Origin of the sequence: Archangium gephyra (assembly GCF_042230915.1) — a bacterium.
GTDB classification, from domain to species: Bacteria; Myxococcota; Myxococcia; order Myxococcales; family Myxococcaceae; genus Archangium; species Archangium gephyra_B.
Genome location: NZ_CP102578.1, coordinates 941,896 through 958,588, shown reverse-complemented (window position 1 = coordinate 958,588; position 16,693 = coordinate 941,896). Strand labels below are relative to the sequence as shown.

Genomic DNA, 16,693 nt, shown 5'->3' with positions numbered 1-16,693 from the left:
CCTCAAGGCAGGCTATGGTGTGGTGCATCAACCCACCTTGCCGTTGCACGAGCCACCGGTGCGGCGAGGGGGAGGAGTGCCATGCACGTCATCACGCTGGGAGTTCCCCAAGGGGTCGGCGAGGAGTTCGAGCGCGGGCTGCATGAGGAGGGCGCGCGCCACGCGGTGGAGTGCCGTGTCCAACACGCGCGGAGCCTGGAGGAGCTGCCCGAGCTGCTTCCCCCCGGATTGCTGGTGCTCTGGGACGCGGGCGGGCCCGTGCAGGACACGCTCACGCTCTGCCAGCGGCTGCACGCGCGCCGGGAGCCCTCGCGCTCGCAGCTGGTGGTGCTGACGGCGCGCGGCCCGGACGAGCTCCACACGCTGGAGCAGGCGGGCGCCGACGAGTGCCAGGCACCTCCGGGAGGACGCTGGGGTGCGCGGCTGATCGCGCTGGAGCGGCGGCTGCGCTCGCTGGAGCCCTCGGCCCTGGTGGCGCGGGGCGGCGGCAACCGCATGCGGACGGAGGCCACGCTCCAGGCCCTGCTCGAGTTCACCCTGGCCGAGCCCGGCCCCGACTTCTTCCAGGTGATGGTGAGGCAGCTGTCCCAGGCGCTCGGCGTCACGTGCGCCCTGGTGGGCGAGCTGGACGGGAGCGCGGTGCGCAAGCTGGCCTGCTTCAACCTGGGGGACTTCTGCGAGCTGCCGCCCTACACGCTCGCCGGGACGCCGTGTGAGATCACCGTGGACCAGGCCATCTGCCACTACCCGGATGGGGTGGCGGCGCGCTTCCCCGAGGACACGATGCTGCACGAGCAGGGCCTGCGCAGCTACCTGGGCGCGGCCCTGAGGGACTCGCGAGGCCAGCCCATCGGCGTGCTGGCCATCCTCAACGACAAGCCGCTCGAGGCGCGGCAGCTGGACTACGCGCTCATCAACGCCTTCGCCGTGCGCGCGGGCTTCGAGCTGGAGCGCCGGCGCCAGCGCGACGAGATGGAGCGCTCGAGGGACTTGCTGCAGAAGACGCTCGACAGCGTGCCGGAGCCGCTGCTGGTGAAGGACCGGGGGTACCGGTGGATCGCCATGAACAGCGCCTTCTGCCGCCTCATGGGGCGCCCCCTGGAGGAGCTGCTCGGCAGGACGGACCGCGACTTCTACTCCAAGGCCGAGGCGGACGCCTTGCGGCGGCAGGACGAGCAGGTCTTCACCACCGGCCAGCCGCACGAGGCGGAGGACAGCCTCACCGACGCCTCCGGCCAGGGGCGCGTGCTGCTCACCCGCAAGACGCTCTTCACCGGCGGGGGCCGCTCGCTGCTGATGATGCTCTGCCGCGACGTCACCGAGCGCAAGCGGCTGGAGTCGCAGTTGCGGATGGCGGACCGCATGGTGTCGGCGGGCACGCTCGCCACGGGCGTGGCGCATGAGATCAACAACCCGCTCACCTTCGTCTCCGCCAACCTCACCTGGCTGGAGGAGCAGCTCACGGAGATGATCGTGGTGCCCGAGGCGCTGCCGGAGATGCGCGAGGTGCTCTCGGAGACGCGCGAGGGCGTGGGGCGCATCCGCGAGCTGGTGCAGGACCTGAAGTCCTTCGCGCGGGCGGACGACGAGCGCACGGGCCCGGTGGACGTGCACCGCGTGGTGGACGGTGCGCTGCGGCTGATGCGCAGCGCGATGCGGCACCGCACGCAGGTGGTGCGCGCGTTCGGCGAGGTACCGCCGGTGCGCGGCAACGAGTCGCGGCTGGGACAGGTGCTCGTCAACCTGCTGGTGAACGCGCTGCAGGCGCTTCCAGCGCGGACCGCCGACGACAACCGCATCCAGGTGTCCACGTGGCGCGAGGGGCCGCACCACGTGGTGCTGGAGGTGGAGGACAACGGGCAGGGCATGCCGCTGGAGATCCAGCGGCGCATCTTCGAGCCCTTCTTCACCACCAAGCCGGTGGGGGTGGGTACCGGCCTGGGGCTGTCCATCTGCAACACCATCGTGCAGTCGATGGGCGGGCGGATCGAAGTGCGCAGCCAGCCGGGCCAGGGCACCGCCTTCAAGCTGCGGCTGCCCGTGGACGGCGTAGCGGCCCCGCTCCGGGGCAAGGAAGCCGTCCTCCCGCTGTAGCGGCCCCCTACTCCGGCTCGTCCCCGAAGAGCAGGCCCACGTTCCAAGCGATCGCCTCGAAAGGCTCGGCGCGTACCGTCTCGCCTCGCGCGGCCGTCAACACGGCGAGATATCCCGCCTCCTGCCAACGGTAGACGGTGAGGACCTCCGTCTCCGGATCTACCGTCCAATAATGGGGCACGCCCAACCGGTGATAGGTGCGGAACTTCGTCACCAGATCGTGATGCGCGTTACTGCGTGACAGCACCTCGCACACCCAATCCGGGCGCAGCCGCACCGGACGCTCGGAAGAGAGGGTAGGCATGCGCTCACGGCGCCATCCCGCTATGTCGGGGCGATACACCTGCCCCGGCGCCAGTTCCACCTCCACCTCTGGCGCCAACCACCACCCCCCCGGTACGGCGCCCCCACCCCGGCGATGGAAGGCAGGAAGCAACACACTGAGCAGCCATCCCTGTGCCTGACCATGGAGGATGCTGGGCGCCGCCTTCTGCACCAGGAGCCCGTCGATGATCTCCGCCGCCTGCTCATTCGGCAGGGCGAGCAACTCCTCGACCGTGGCGGGCCGGGGAGCCGTCTGGCTGGAGGGCTGGGGATTCCTCATGCCTGGCTCCAGAGGGTGCATGAGAACAGTGTCACCGCTCGCACCCGGTTTTGCCAGGGGGAAACCCCGAGCCCCCGCCTCCCTGTCTACTCGCCGCGGTAGATGCCGATGGCACCCGGGCGGCCGCTCTCGCTGCCGAAGGCCACCAGCAACCGGCGCTCCGGCCCAGTCCCCACCGACTGGATGTCCCAGACAGGATGGTACGAGAGCGCCCCGAGCGCCTGGCTGTAGCGCATCACCGTGTCCGCCTTCAGCCGCGTGAGCCCGCCGCCCCAGCGGTGGCCCGCCCAGAGGCTGTCATCGGCCGGGTCCTTCGCCAGCGAGGAGACGTAGCGGTCCGCCCCCGTGCCGAGCGCGTACTGGTTCACCACCCCCGTCGCGTCCATGCGGGCCAGGCCCCGGCCGAAGGAGCTCACCCAGACCGAGCCATCCGGCATCAGCGCCATGCCCGACACCAGATCGTCCACCCGGTCCGCCGGGCCCGGAATGCCCACCTCGTCCACCAGGTCCGGCCACACGTCGATTCGGTTCTTGATGGCCGAGCCGTTCTCCGTCTGCTTACGCGCTGTCTCGAAGTCGCGCGGCGTCTTGATGCTCATGTACTTGAAGCGCGTGGAGCGGTTGGCCCCGCCGAACCACACGTCTCCATCCGGCCGCACCGCGACGCCGTAATACGCATCCGTGAGCCGGAAGACGTGCCCGCTGGCGTCCTTCGCCTCGATGTGCGGATGCGCGTGCTCCTTCACGCCCGAGCACTCCCGCTGGCCGTTGCAGGTGGGGTTGCCCGTGTAGTCCGGGTCGCCCCAGGCGAAGCCGTGGTTGGCGCCGAACCACAGGTTGCCGTGCGTCTTGTCCCAGACGATGCGCAGGATGGTGCAGAGCTTCTCGCGCCCACCCGACTCCTCGCCAATCACCCCCGGGCCGGACGAGATGTCGTAGTGGACGACCTCGATGCCCGTCGCCGTCAGCGTGACCTTGTCCGCGTCACCGCTCTTGTAGCTGTTCGGGTTCTTCGCGCCCGGCGTGTAGTAGTTGCTCTCGCAGTCCGCCGCGCCCTGGTAGCCCACGAACACCGTCCCCGCCGGGCCTCCCTCCACCGAAATGACCTTGAGGTACTTCGGCCCCACCGGTGCGCTCCCGTCCTTCAGGTACCCGTAGGGACGCAGGCCATCGTCCATCGTGAAGCGCTCGAAGGTGCTCGCCCCGGGCCGCAGGAGGAACAGGCCCTCCTCGCCACCGGCCACCCAGAGGTTGCCGCCCTCGTCCTCCGTGACGCCGAGCACCTCGTGCGGCGCACCGTGCTCCGGACCGTAGAACGACCACCCCGTGGCATCGGGATAGACGACCGTGCCCGAGTCGGGCGTCCCCGCGTCGGTGTCAGGAGTCCCCGCGTCCACCGGAGGCGGCGGAGGCGGCTCGACCGTCCCCGCGTCGGGCTCGACCGTCCCGGCATCCACCGGAGGCGGCTCGACCGTCCCCGCGTCGGGCTCGGAGGTCCCCGCGTCCACCGGAGGCGGCGGAGGCGGCGGAGGCGGCTCGACCCGCCCCGCGTCGGGCCCGGAGGTCCCCGCGTCGGGGGTCTCCACCCCCGGGTCATTCCGCTCTCGCTCGAGTGGATCTCCACTGCCCTGCTGGCCACCACCACATGCCAGTGCCGCCGCCAACAGGCCCGCCAGTCCCCATCCCCACCATCGCCGCCCGCTCATACCCTGGTACGCCTCCACCGCTCGCCGCCGGACACTCCGTCCAGTGCCAGACGGAAGCATCGCAAACGGGATGCCATGCCCCGGGGTATGTCGGGACACGGCCAGCGGACAGCGGGTGGGTACTCAGGTCATCACCGGGGGCAGTCTCCTGCCCTCCGTGTGCAAACAGCGGGACCCTCGCTCTACTTGCGAGGCGCCACCCAGTTCTTGTCGATGATGGCCACCAGGATGAGGACGAAGGCAACCAGCCGGATGGAGTACACCCCGACGAGGTGCTCGTTGTTGTCCCGCAGGAACACATTCACGATGCGGTGCACCGCCATCAGCCAGAAGGAGGCGGCGAAGAACGCGAAGAAGCGGTCGCGCGTCTTCCGCCAGAACCGTAGGAAGAACAGTCCGGCGACCAGGCACAGGGCGGCCGCCATGCCAGAGAGGAACTCGTTCATTCCGAATCCCACACCAGTCCGAAGACCAGCAGCGCGAGTGACAGGAACCCGGACAGGTTACGGAACAGCAACAGGTCCCGCCCCGGAAAGACGATCAGGTCCGCCACCAGGAGCATGTTGTTCACCGCCAGCCCCACGAAGCACAGGCTGCTCCACAGCAGCAGGGGGACCCGGTTCTGCGCATATCCCCGCAGCAGCAGCACCGCGCAGGCGAGGCTGGTCACCGCACACAGCAGGAAGACCGCGTCAGCCATTGTCATCGTCATCGTCCCTCCGGAGCCGGAAGGCATCGGCGAAAGTCCGGATCTTATCGACGGGTTTGGAGAAGATGAGGTTGATGACCGTCACCCGGCGCTCCGAGTACGCCGTGGCGAGACCCGCCACCGCCTCCCCCATCTGCGGGTCCGGCGCATAGCGGTACTCCCCCTCGGTGCCCTGCACCTTGGACAGGATGGCCGCGCGGGCCATGTCCTTGAGCCGGTCACCGGCCGACATGGCGGAGATGCGCAGCTCCCGGGCCACCGACTCCGCGGACCAGGAGCGCTCCGGATGCTGGTACAGCAGCAAGAGGATCTCCAGCTGCTCGACCGAATCAATGTGGTCGGCAATCAGCCGACGCACCGCTTCGGGAAGATCGCCCGCGCGCAAACGTCATCCCTTTCTCCCCACCTCGGAAAACAGCCCCTTCTACGACGGAAGGTTCCGCTCTGGAAGCTAGGACTGCAGTGGCATGCACACGTGGAACGTACTGCCCTCGCCCTCCACGCCCCGCGACTCCGCCCAGATGCGCCCGCCATGCTGCTCGATGATGCCTTGGGAGATGGTCAACCCCAGGCCGAGGCCACCATACCTTGCCCCGTGCGCCTGGCCGAAGCGTTCGAAGATGACGGGCAGTTTTTCCGCCGGGATGCCGATGCCCTGGTCGCGCACCTGGAGCAGGACGTTCCCGTCCTCGGACCACGCCCGCAGCTCCACCACGCCGCCCTGGGGCGAGTAGCGGATGGCGTTGGCCACCAGGTTGGTCACCACCTGCTCGATGCGCCCGGGGTCTCCGCGCATGGGCAGCGCCTCGGGAGTCTCCAGCCGCAGCCGGTGCTCGGAGGAGAGCGCCTGCAACCGCTCGCACGTGGCGTGCAGCAGGGGCACCAGGTCGAACTCCTCCACCTCCAATGACAGCCGCCCGGTGAGCAGCCGGCTCACGTCCAGCAGGTCCGACACCAGCTTGGTCATCCGGTCCACCTGCCGGTCCAGCCCCTCGAGCGCCCGGCGCGGCCCGTCCGACAGCTCGGCGCCGTACTTGCGCTGCGCCAGCTGCACCTGCATCTTCGCCGCGGCCAGCGGCGTGCGCAGCTCGTGCGAGGCCGCGGCCAGGAAGGCGTCCTTGGCGGCGCTCGCCCGGGCCAGCTCCTCCTCGGCCCGCTTCTGGTTGTCGATGTCCGTGGCGGTGACGATCCACCCGGTGATGCGGCCGCGCTCGTTGCGCTCCGGCACGGCCCGGCCCAGGTGCCAGCGGAAGCTCTGGGTGCGCTGGCAGCGCAGCCGGAGCTGCACCTCGAAGGGCTGGCCGGTGCTCACCGACTGGCACCAAGCGGCGTGCACGTCCTCGCGGTCCTCGGCGTGCACCACCTCCGAGCGCCACAGGTCCTCCACCGCCTCGGAGGGCAGGCCGGACAGCTCCATCCACGCCCGGTTGCCGTAGCGCAGCCGCCCATCCGGGCTGGCGGCGAACACGCACATGGGCATGGCATCGCCCAGCAGGCGGTAGCGGTAGGCGCTCTCTCGCTCCAGGGCCTCGCGCTCGCGCCGGCGCAGCAGCGCCTCCTGGCGCTTGAGCTGCTCCTCCTTGAGGAATAACTCGACGAAGACGGACACCTTCGAGCGGAGGATTTCCGGCGCGAAGGGCTTGAGCACGTAGTCCACCGCGCCCTGGGCATAGCCGCGGAACACGTGCGAGGCGTCCCGGCTGCGCGCGGTGAGGAAGATGATGGGGATGAAGCGCGAGCGCTCGCGCTCCTTGATGAGCCGGGCCGTCTCGAAGCCGTCCAGTCCCGGCATCTGCACGTCCAGCAGGATGAGGGCGAAGTCCTCGCGCAGCAGGTGCAGCAGGGCCTCTTCCCCCGAGTGCGCCTTCACCACCTCACCCAGGTCGCCGAGCGTGGCTTCCAGGGTGAGGAGGTTGGGAGCGTGATCGTCGACGACCAGGATGCGTGCCCGCGGCAGCTCCGCCTGAAGCGGAAGACTCCCGCTATTACCCCCCTCGGACCACGTCATCGCTGTCATCTCGCTCCCGCGCAAGGCTCCACCCACCGGCGAATCAACTCCAGAAGCCGCTCGGTGTCGACCGGCTTGGACAGATAATCGGACGCGCCTGCTTCCAGGCACTTCTCGCGGTCGTCCTTCAACGCCCGCGCGGTGATGGCAATGACCGGCAGCGACGCCCACCGGGAATCCGCGCGAATGGCGCGCATCGCCTGGTAGCCGTCCATCTCCGGCATCATCACGTCCAACAGAACCACGTCCAATTCCGGATTCTTCTCCATCAGATCCATGGCCGCCCGTCCGTCCTGGGCGAAGGTCACCTGCATGCCATGGTTCTCCAGGACGCTGGTGAGGGCGAAGATGTTGCGGGCGTCATCGTCCACCAGCAGAACCTTGCGGCCGGCGAGCGAGCGGGAGAGCTCCTTCAGCTCCTCGGCGGAGGCGCGGGACTGATCCCCCACCCGGCGCAGGAAGCGGCCCACCTCGGCGAGCACCGCCTCGGGCGAACGGGCGGCCGCCTCGAGCAGCACGGCCTCGGCCGAGCGCCGCAGCCGCCGCTCGTCATCCGGCAGGAGCTGCGAGCCACTGTAGAGGAGCACGGGAGGCAGGCGGGCGGGCCGGCGCACCAGCTCCACCAGCAGCTTCATTCCCCGGCCGCCGGGAGAGGCCAGGTCCAGGGCGAGCGCGTCCACCTCGCCGCGGTCCAAGGCCTCCACGGCCCGGCTGGACTCGAGCTGGCGCATCTCCAGTGACTCCCCGGAGTCGATGAGTTGCTGCACGCAGTCGCGCAGCTCGGGCTTGGGGTCCACCAGCAGCAGCTTGCGCGGGTGGCCATTGGCCTTGAGCTCCAGGTGGCTGAAGGCGCCCTGGATGGCCTCGGGAGAGAAGGGCCGATCGAGGTAGACGAAGCCGCCGCCGCACGAGGCGCCGCGCAGCCGGTCCACGCTCACCACCTGGATGGGGATGCGGCGGGTGCGCGGGTCGCGCTTGAGCTGATCCAACACGCTCCAGCCGTCGATGACGGGCAGGCCGAGCTGCAGGACGATGGCGTACGGCTTGAGCCGCTGGGCCAGCGAGAGCGCGACGTCGCCGCGCGTGGCCACCAGCGCCTTGAGACCACTCTGGTGGGCCGTGTTCACGAGGCCCCGGGCGAACTCCAGGTCGTCCACCGCGACGAGCAGCACGCGGTCATCCGGGCCCAGGTCGTCCCGGTCATCCACCAGCGGGTTGGGCGCCGCGGTGCCGTGCACCTCGTCGCGCGGCAGCAGCTCACGCAGCATGGGGGTGAAGCCCACGTCCGTGTCGCTGGCCGGCTCGCCACCCCGCTCCGGGCCGCTGTAGCTGCGCGGCAGGTAGAGGGTGAAGGTGCTGCCCGCCCCGCGCGCGCTCCTCACGCGGATTTCTCCACCCAGCAGGCGCGCCAGCTCGCGGCTGATGGAGAGGCCCAGGCCGGTGCCGCCGTACTTGCGGCTGGTGGTGCCATCCGCCTGCTGGAAGGCCTCGAAGATGAGCTTCTGCTTGTCCTCGGGGATGCCGATGCCCGTGTCGATGACGGAGAAGGCGAGCACCTGATCGGCCTCCACCAGCTCGGGCGCGGCGAAGCGCTCCTCGGTGTCCGCCATGCGGATGCGCAGCGTCACCTGGCCCGTGCTGGTGAACTTGAAGGCGTTGGACAGCAGGTTCTTGAGAATCTGCTGCAGCCGCTTCGGGTCCGTGAAGACGGTGGCGGGCACTTCCGAGCCCACCTCGGTGAGGAAGCCCAGGTGCTTCTGCTCGGCCACGGGGCCGAAGGTGCGGCGGGCGAACTCCACCAGCTCCGCCACGGCGGAGTCGCGCGGCTCCACCTGCATCTTCCCGGCCTCCACCTTGGACAGGTCGAGGATCTCGTTGATGAGGGAGAGCAGGTCCCCACCCGAGGAGTAGATGGTCTCCGCGTACTCCACCTGCTTGCGGCCGAGGCTCCCGTCGGAGTTGTCCGCGAGCAGCTTGGCGAGCACCAGCATGCTGTTGAGCGGCGTGCGCAGCTCGTGGGACATGTTGGCGAGGAACTCGCTCTTGTACTTGGAGATGAGCGAGAGCTGCTCGGCCTTCTCCTCCAGGGAGGAGCGCGCCTGCTCGACTTCGCGGTTCTTCTCTTCCACCTTGATGTTCTGCTGCTCGAGCAGCTTGGCCTTCTCCTCCAGCTCGAGGGCCTGGGCCTCCAGCGCCGAGTTGGAGCGCTTGAGCTCCTCCTGCTGCTGGGTGAGCTCGCGCGACTGGCTCTGCAGCTCATTGGCGAGGCTCTGCGACTGACGCAGCAGCTCCTCGGTGCGCATGTTGGCCATGATCATGTTGAGCACCACGCCGATGCTCTCCGTGAGCTGGTCCAGGAAGATCTGGTGGATGGCGCTGAACGGGTGGAAGGAGGCCAGCTCGATGACGGCCTTCACCTCGCCCTCGAAGAGGACGGGCAGGACGATGACATTGAGGGGGCTGGCCTCGCCCAGGCCGGAGGTGATGCGGATGTAGTCCGCCGGCACGTGGGTGAGGAGGATGGTCTTCTTCTCCAGGGCGCACTGGCCCACCACGCCCTCGCCGAGGCGGAAGCGGTTGCCCACGTTCTTGCGCTCACGGTAGGCGTAGCTGGAGGTGAGCTTGGCCACGGGCGCGCCATCCTCGGTGTCCATGAGGAAGAAGGCGCCGTGGTGCGCGGACACCAGGGGCGTCAGCTCGGACATGATGAGCCGGGAGACGGCCTCCAGGTTCTTCTGTCCCTGCATCATGCCGGAGAACTTGGCGAGGTTCGTCTTGAGCCAGTCCTGCTCGGTGTTCTTCTGGGTCGTCTCCTTGAGGTTGACGATCATCTGGTTGATGTTGTCCTTCAGGGCGGCCAGCTCGCCGCCCGCATCCACCGAGATGAACCGCGTCAGGTCACCCTTCGTCACGGCGGTGGCCACCTCGGAGATGGCGCGCACCTGGGACGTCAGGTTTCCGGCGAGCTGATTCACGTTGTCGGTCAGCTGCCTCCAGGCCCCGCGGGCACCGGGCACCTTGGCCTGGCCACCCAGCTTGCCCTCGATTCCCACCTCGCGGGCCACCGTGGACACCTGCTGCGCGAAGGTGCCCAGCGTGTCCGTCATGCTGTTGATGGTGTCCGCCAGCGCGGCCACCTCGCCCTTCGCGTCGACGACGAGCTTCTGGGTGAGATCGCCATTGGCGACCGCGGTCACCACCTTGACGATGCCGCGCACCTGCGTGGTCAGGTTGCGGGCCATCAGGTTCACGTTGTCGGTGAGGTCCTTCCACGTGCCGGCGACCCCGGGCACACGCGCCTGGCCACCCAGCTTGCCCTCGGTACCGACCTCGCGCGCGACGCGGGTCACCTCGGAAGCGAACGCGTTGAGCTGATCCACCATCGTGTTGATGGTGTCCTTCAGCTCGAGAATCTCGCCCTTCGCATCGACGGTGATCTTCTTGGACAGGTCTCCGTTGGCCACCGCCGTGGTCACCTTGGCGATGTTGCGCACCTGGTTGGTCAGGTTGGAGGCCATCGAGTTCACGCTGTCGGTCAGGTCCTTCCAGACGCCCGACACGCCCTGCACCTCGGCCTGCCCGCCCAGCTTTCCTTCCGTACCCACTTCCTTCGCGACGCGCGTCACTTCGGCGGCGAACGACCGGAGCTGATCCACCATCGTGTTGATGGTGTTCTTCAGCTCGAGGATCTCGCCCTTCACGTCCACGGTGATCTTCTTGGACAGGTCGCCATTGGCCACCGCCGTGGTCACCAGGGCGATGTTGCGCACCTGGGCGGTCAGGTTGGAGGCCATGAAGTTCACGTTGTCGGTGAGGTCCTTCCACGTACCGGAGACGCCCGGCACGTCGGCCTGACCGCCCAGCTTTCCTTCCGTACCGACTTCCTTCGCGACGCGCGTCACTTCACCGGCGAACGAGCGGAGCTGCTCCACCATCGTGTTGATGGTGTTCTTCAGCTCGAGCACCTCGCCGCGCGCGTCGACCGTAATCTTCTTGGACAGGTCACCGCGGGCAACGGCCGTGCTCACCTCGGCGATGTTTCGCACCTGGGCGGTGAGGTTGTTGGCCAGCAGGTTCACGTTGTCCGTGAGGTCCTTCCACGTACCGGCCACACCGGGCACATCCGCCTGGGCGCCCAGCTTGCCTTCCACGCCCACCGTCTTGGCGACGCTGGTCACCTGGTCGGCGAAGATGCCCAGTGTCTTCGTCATGCTGTTGAGCGTGTCGGCCAGTGCGGCCACCTCGCCCTTGGCATCGACCACCAGGCGCTGGGACAGGTCCCCGTTGGCGACCGCCGTCACGACCTTGACGATGCCTCGCACCTGGGTGGTGAGGTTGGAGGCCATCAGGTTCACGTTGTCCGTGAGGTCCTTCCACACGCCGGAGACGCCGGGCACGTCGGCCTGGCCACCCAGCTTGCCCTCGGTACCGACTTCCTTCGCGACGCGCGTCACTTCGCCCGCGAACGAACGGAGCTGATCCACCATCGTGTTGACGGTGTTCTTCAGCTCGAGCACCTCGCCGCGCGCATCGACCGTAATCTTGCGTGACAGGTCACCGCGGGCCACGGAGGTCGTCACCTCGGCGATGTTTCGCACCTGGGCGGTGAGGTTGTTGGCCAGCTGGTTCACGCTGTCGGTGAGGTCCTTCCACGTACCGGCGACGCCGGGCACGCGCGCCTGGCCACCCAGCTTTCCTTCCGTACCGACTTCGCGCGCGACGCGCGTCACTTCGGCGGCGAAGGAGCTGAGCTGATCCACCATCGCGTTCACCGTGGTGCCGATGCGGAGGAACTCGCCCTTCACCGGCTGCCCCGGCAAGTCCAGGGCCATCTTCTGCGTCAGATCACCCCGGGCCACCGCGCCCAGCACGCGCGCCACCTCGGTGGTGGGCTGCACCAGGTCCGCGATGAGCGAGTTGATGGAGCCGATGCTCGAGGCCCACCCGCCGCTCACCGGGCCCAGCGAGGCGCGCTCCGCCATCTGGCCCTCGCGGCCCACCACGCGCTCCACCCGCACCAGCTCGTCCTGCATCCGCTGGTTCATCGCCACCATCGCATTGAAGGCGTGGGCGATGTCCTCCATCGCCTGGGGCTGCGCCTCCGGCGGAAGCCGCACGGAGAAGTCACCGTGGGTGACGGCTCGCAGGGACTCCAGCAGCGTCTCCAGCGCCTCGAGCGTCGCGACCCGTCTCGGACGGGCATGCGCATGACGGGCGAGCGTGGTGGGCTTGCGGGTCTTCTTGCCGGTCTGGGTACGGGAGGTGGTGCGTCGATTCAAAGGCCTGCTCCAGTGCAGAGGTTTGGCGTTCTCCCAACCTCACGAGCACAAACCTTCGTTCCTGGTAGGGAAACGCCCCTTACGGGGCAGGCGGCCAACCGAGCGCACACGTGTCCCGTGATTCCCCGCCCCTGCACCTGGCGCGTCGCGCGGGGAATGAAGGGCTACAGGGGTACCGCCGCCTGCACGTCCTCGTGCGGCAGGTGCAGCAGCTTTTCCACCGGCAGCGCGCACAGCAGATCCAGCCGCTGGGAGAGTTCCCGCCCCACCTGGACGAAGAGCTGCTCTCGCGCCGCCTCGCTCCCCTCGAAGGCCACTGGATCCGGTTCATCCCAGTGCGCCATGCGCGGCTGCCCCGGCCAGACCGCCCACGCCTCGTGCGCCTTGTCGCAGAGCGTGATGACCCAGTCGAAGCGCTCGCCCCGGAGCTCCTCCCAGGACTTGCTGCGCGCTCCCTCCGGCTCCAGCCGGAAGCGCTCCCGCAGCACCTTGAGCGTCAGGGAGTGCACCTCGCCCCTCGGCAGCACGCCCGCGCTGAAGGTCTCGAAGCGCCCGTGCCCCAACCGGCGCAGCAGGTACTCGGCCATGATGCTCCGGGCCGCATTGCCCATACTCAGGAAGAGGACTCGGACGACTCGCTCGGGGGCCATGGAGCGTATGAGGGTGGGGGGCATGCCCCCGCGCGCCAAGGGGGTCCGGTGAATTCCCGTGGATTCGATTGCTTCCCAGGTAGGCCCTCTTTCGCACAGGGGGCAACCCGGGGGTCTCGATACCCTCACCCCGTCCCTCTCCCGGGGGGCGAGGGGTCTTTGGCACAGTGGAGGGTTGTGACCGGAGTCAGTGTGGTGAGAGGGTCAGCTGGGTACGGGACAGCTCCCGGCCCTGTGCATCCTCGAAGCTCGCCCGCACCTCCAGCGGCCCGGCGAGCCAGCCCTCCTGTACTGGCGTGCTGAACGGCAACAGGACGTCCGTCCCCGCCGCCACCTCTTCCGCCGTGCCCTCCGGCGGGAAGAAGCGCAGCGGTTCCCCCTCGGGCGACGTCGCCTCCACCGTCAGCTTCGCCGCCTCTGGCGCCGTGTAGCTGAACTGCACCGCGCTCCCCTCCCCACACACCAGCCTCCCGCCCGGCCTCGCCTCCCCCGTCACCTGTCCGTCCGCTCCCACGCAGAACACCCGGATGCCCCAGGCCACCGTCTTCTGCTCCCCTCCACGCGTCCCCCACTCGGACTCCCGCGCCCGCAGCTGCGGCACCACCACCAGCAACGCCACCCCCGCCATCGCCAGCCCCGCCATCGCCGGCACCAGGAACCTCGGGAAGAAGCGCTCGCGCTCGGGCCGCGCCGGTGCCTGCACGGGCTTCGCCGTGGCCCCCAGCCGCGCCATCAGCGCCTTCTCCAACAGCGCCTCCCGGCTCGCCGGCAATGCGCGCTGCTCCAGCGCCGACTCCACCCGGCCCAGCTTGTCGTAGGCCTCGTGGCACTCGCCACACCCCGCCGCGTGCGCGCGCAACCGCTGGAAGCCCTCCCCGTCCAGCTCGCCCCGGAAGAGCGCCTCCAGCGCCTGCTTCGCCTGCCGGTCCCCACACCTCGTCATGACTGGCCTCGCCGCTTGAAGAAGCTCCACCCCTTCACTTCCATCCCTTCCAGGTACCCCCGCGCCTGCAGGAACTCGAGCAGCCGCGTCTTCAACCCCAACTCCCGCCGCCGCACCTGGATGCGCGTCAGCCCCAGCTGCTCCGCCGCGCCCTCCTGCGCCATCCCGTCCTCGCCGAAGCGCAGCTCGAACAGCCGCCGCTCCTCCTCCGACAGCCCTTCCTTGAAGGACGCCAGCAACCCATCCACCTCCCGGTCCTCCAGCTTCTGGGCCAGCCCCTCGCCCTCCTCCGGCACCTCGCCCGTCTCCTCGAAGGGCTCCAGCCCCACCGCCACCTCGCGCTGCCTCGACTGCTCCAGCAGCACGTTGCGCGCGATGCCCACCAGGAAGTGCCCGTACGGCCGCACCCCGTCGTACGCCACCCGCGTCCTCGGCTCGAAGGCCCGGGCGAACGTCTCCAGCACCGTGTTCTCCAGCTCCAGCGCGCCCCTCATCTGTCCGAACCCCCGCCCCCGCCACGCCATGGCCCGCAGCACCCGTGCCAACGCCTCCGCGTGCGCCCGGTACACCTGGCCCAGGGTCTCCGGCTCTCCGTCCCGGAAGCGTTGCAATGTCCGCGCATCCCACTCCATCCCTCGGCGACTTACCGTGCCCCGCCCGTCCCCGTCACCCATCGCTCATGCTGTCATTGCGATTTGACCGTCAGGTTGGATCCCCGGGGTTCGAGAATCGTTACCAACGGGGGCCCGGCCGCCCGCCGGCCCAGAGAGGTGGGCGGTTGTAGGACGCTCATGGCCCTCCGAGCCCGGAAAGCAGCGCTCAGCGCCTGCCCCCCGGTGCGCCGCCACCCGGTACCCACCACATTCTGGAGGGAGCGGCCCCGCGGAGGGATGGTCGCCTCGTCTTCGAGTCCGCCGGAGAAAGGCTGTCATGACTATCGGGAAGAAGATCGCCCTGGGCTTCGGGCTGTCGCTGGGGGTGCTGCTCGCCGTGGCAGGGGTGGCCTTCCAGGGTGCGCAGCTGCTGCAACGGACCGCCACGGGCCTGGTGGACAGCCGCGAGCAGGCGCGCATGATGCGCAACGTCCGCTTCGCCCTCGTGGATGCCGAGACGAGCCAGCGCGGCTACCTCCTCACCGGGGATCCGGCCTACCTGGAGCCCTACCAGGAGGCCGTGAGCAGCCTGAACGAGGAGCTCCCCCTCCTGCGCCAGCGCATGGCCGACAATCCCGAGCAGCGCGAACGGCTCGACCGGCTCGAGCCCATCCTCCGCGAGCGGCTCGCCACCCTGGAGAACACGCGCCGCCTGCGCGAGCAGGCCAATGGGGCCCAGGCCGGAATGGAGGCCATGCGCGCGAGCGCGGTCAAGGGCCAGCAGCACATGAGGCAGGTCCGCCAGGGCTTCGACGAGATGGTGCGGTACGAGGACGCGCGCTGGGAGGACAGCGTGCACCAGGCGCGCACCAGCGCCGAACGCAGCATGCTGTTGCTGGGCGTGGGCACCCTGCTGGGCCTGCTCGTCGTGAGCCTGGGCAGCACCCTCATCACCCGCTCCATCACCGGCCCGCTGCAGAAGCTGGTGACGGGCACGGTGCAACTGGGCCGCGGCCACCTGGAGCACCGCATCGACGTCAGCAACGACGACGAGACGGGCGAGCTGGCCCGCGCCTTCAACGACATGGCCGAGCGGCGCCAGAACTCCGAGGCCCAGCTGGCCAGACAGGCTGTGGAGCGCGAGCACACCCTGCGCACCGTGGCCGAGTTCGTCAATCAGCTCACGGGCACCACCGCCGAGGTGCTCGCGAGCACCACCGAGCAGGTGGCCGGCGCCCAGGAGCAGGGCAGCGCCGTGGCCGAGACGGTGAGCACCCTCGAGCAGCTCACCCAGACGTCCGAGGAAGCCGCGGGAAGGGCGCGCGCGGTGAGCGAGTCGGCACTCCACTCGGAGGAGGTGGGCAGGAACGGCCGGCGGGCGGTGGACGACGCCATCGCCTCCATGAGCACCGTGCGCGAGCAGGTGGAGTCCATCGCCTCGCGCATTCTGGCCCTCGCCGAGCAGGCCCAGGCCATCGGCGACATCATCACCACCGTCAACGACATCTCCGAGCAGACGCACATGCTCGCGCTCAACGCCTCCATCGAGGCCAGCCGCGCGGGCGAGCACGGCCGGGGCTTCGCCGTGGTGGCCAGCGAGGTGAAGGCCCTGGCGGACCAGTCCAAGAAGGCCACCGCCCAGGTGCGGCAGATTCTGGGTCAAATCCAGAAGGCCACCCAGGGCGCGGTGATGACGACGGAGGAGGGCACCAAGAGCGTGGTCTCGGCCACCCGGGTGGTGACGCAGGCGGGCTCCACCATCCAGACACTCGGCGAGCTGCTCACGCAGGCCTCGCTCACCGCGGCGCAGATTTCGGCCTCGGCCAGCCAGCAGGCCACGGGCCTCGGTCAGATACGCCAGGCGATGCGCGACGTGAGCCAGGCGACGCAGCAGACGCTCACCAGCACCCGGCAGACGGAGCGCGCCATGCAGGAGCTCAATGCCATGGGCCAGAAGCTCCGGAGCCTGCTGAGTGACTACGGGCGCGCCGCATGAACAGGGACAGGCCGCTTCCCTTCCATCTGACCACACCCACCCAGGTCATCCGCCTGGAGCAGCCCAGGTGGGAGGAAAACCCGGACCGCACGTCCAGGGTCGCCTGAACGA

At 69.2% G+C, this 16,693-nt stretch carries 12 protein-coding genes; 2 read left to right on the top strand and 10 right to left on the bottom strand.

Translation table 11 applies throughout. The features are described from left to right. The first annotated feature begins 81 nt into the window (after nucleotides 1–81). Entirely contained in the window at nucleotides 82–2,094 is a 2,013-nt protein-coding gene (locus NR798_RS03950) for an ATP-binding protein (protein ID WP_375770053.1), read from the top strand. A 7-nt stretch (nucleotides 2,095–2,101) separates the two neighbouring features. On the opposite strand, the gene NR798_RS03945 is transcribed toward NR798_RS03950, so the two are convergent. The 10 genes from NR798_RS03945 to NR798_RS03900 all read right to left on the bottom strand — a co-directional run bounded on the left by NR798_RS03945 (nucleotide 2,102) and on the right by NR798_RS03900 (nucleotide 14,604). Beyond that, complete coding sequence (locus tag NR798_RS03945; protein WP_375770052.1) at nucleotides 2,102–2,698, bottom strand: Uma2 family endonuclease; 597 nt, start codon at nucleotides 2,696–2,698, stop codon at nucleotides 2,102–2,104. Nucleotides 2,699–2,784: 86 nt separating this feature from the next. Beyond that, nucleotides 2,785–4,404 (bottom strand): hypothetical protein, encoded by a 1,620-nt coding sequence (locus NR798_RS03940; RefSeq protein ID WP_375770051.1) that lies wholly within the window; start codon nucleotides 4,402–4,404, stop codon nucleotides 2,785–2,787. 182 nt (nucleotides 4,405–4,586) lie between these two features. Continuing rightward, entirely contained in the window at nucleotides 4,587–4,850 is a 264-nt protein-coding gene (locus NR798_RS03935) for a DUF5985 family protein (protein ID WP_375770050.1), read from the bottom strand. Next, nucleotides 4,847–5,104 carry a DUF5985 family protein gene (locus tag NR798_RS03930; RefSeq protein ID WP_375770049.1) on the bottom strand — a complete coding sequence of 86 codons (258 nt, stop codon included), beginning with the start codon at nucleotides 5,102–5,104 and terminating at the stop codon, nucleotides 4,847–4,849. Before NR798_RS03930 ends, NR798_RS03935 begins: the two co-directional genes overlap by 4 nt. After that, the gene (locus NR798_RS03925) at nucleotides 5,097–5,471 is read right to left on the bottom strand and encodes a hypothetical protein (RefSeq protein ID WP_375770048.1); all 375 of its coding nucleotides are present in this window, start codon (nucleotides 5,469–5,471) and stop codon (nucleotides 5,097–5,099) included. The genes NR798_RS03930 and NR798_RS03925 overlap by 8 nt, the downstream gene beginning before the upstream one ends. Before the next feature lie 93 nt (nucleotides 5,472–5,564). After that, complete coding sequence (locus NR798_RS03920; RefSeq protein WP_375770047.1) at nucleotides 5,565–7,121, bottom strand: ATP-binding protein; 1,557 nt, start codon at nucleotides 7,119–7,121, stop codon at nucleotides 5,565–5,567. Between the two features lie 5 nt (nucleotides 7,122–7,126). Further along, nucleotides 7,127–12,400 carry a HAMP domain-containing protein gene (locus NR798_RS03915; protein WP_375770046.1) on the bottom strand — a complete coding sequence of 1,758 codons (5,274 nt, stop codon included), beginning with the start codon at nucleotides 12,398–12,400 and terminating at the stop codon, nucleotides 7,127–7,129. A 164-nt stretch (nucleotides 12,401–12,564) separates the two neighbouring features. Next, on the bottom strand, nucleotides 12,565–13,050 hold the full coding sequence (locus tag NR798_RS03910) for an arsenate reductase ArsC (protein ID WP_375770045.1): 486 nt from the start codon (nucleotides 13,048–13,050) through the stop codon (nucleotides 12,565–12,567). A 187-nt stretch (nucleotides 13,051–13,237) separates the two neighbouring features. Further along, entirely contained in the window at nucleotides 13,238–13,993 is a 756-nt protein-coding gene (locus NR798_RS03905; protein ID WP_375770044.1) for a hypothetical protein, read from the bottom strand. Then, nucleotides 13,990–14,604, bottom strand: a complete 615-nt coding sequence (locus tag NR798_RS03900) for an RNA polymerase sigma factor (RefSeq protein WP_375770043.1) — start codon at nucleotides 14,602–14,604, stop codon at nucleotides 13,990–13,992. The genes NR798_RS03905 and NR798_RS03900 overlap by 4 nt, the downstream gene beginning before the upstream one ends. A 319-nt stretch (nucleotides 14,605–14,923) precedes the next feature. Here NR798_RS03900 and NR798_RS03895 point away from each other — a divergent pair, with 319 nt between their 5' ends. Beyond that, a complete protein-coding gene (locus NR798_RS03895) occupies nucleotides 14,924–16,582 on the top strand; it encodes a methyl-accepting chemotaxis protein (protein ID WP_375770042.1) in 1,659 nt (552 codons plus the stop codon). Nucleotides 16,583–16,693: the final 111 nt, after the last annotated feature.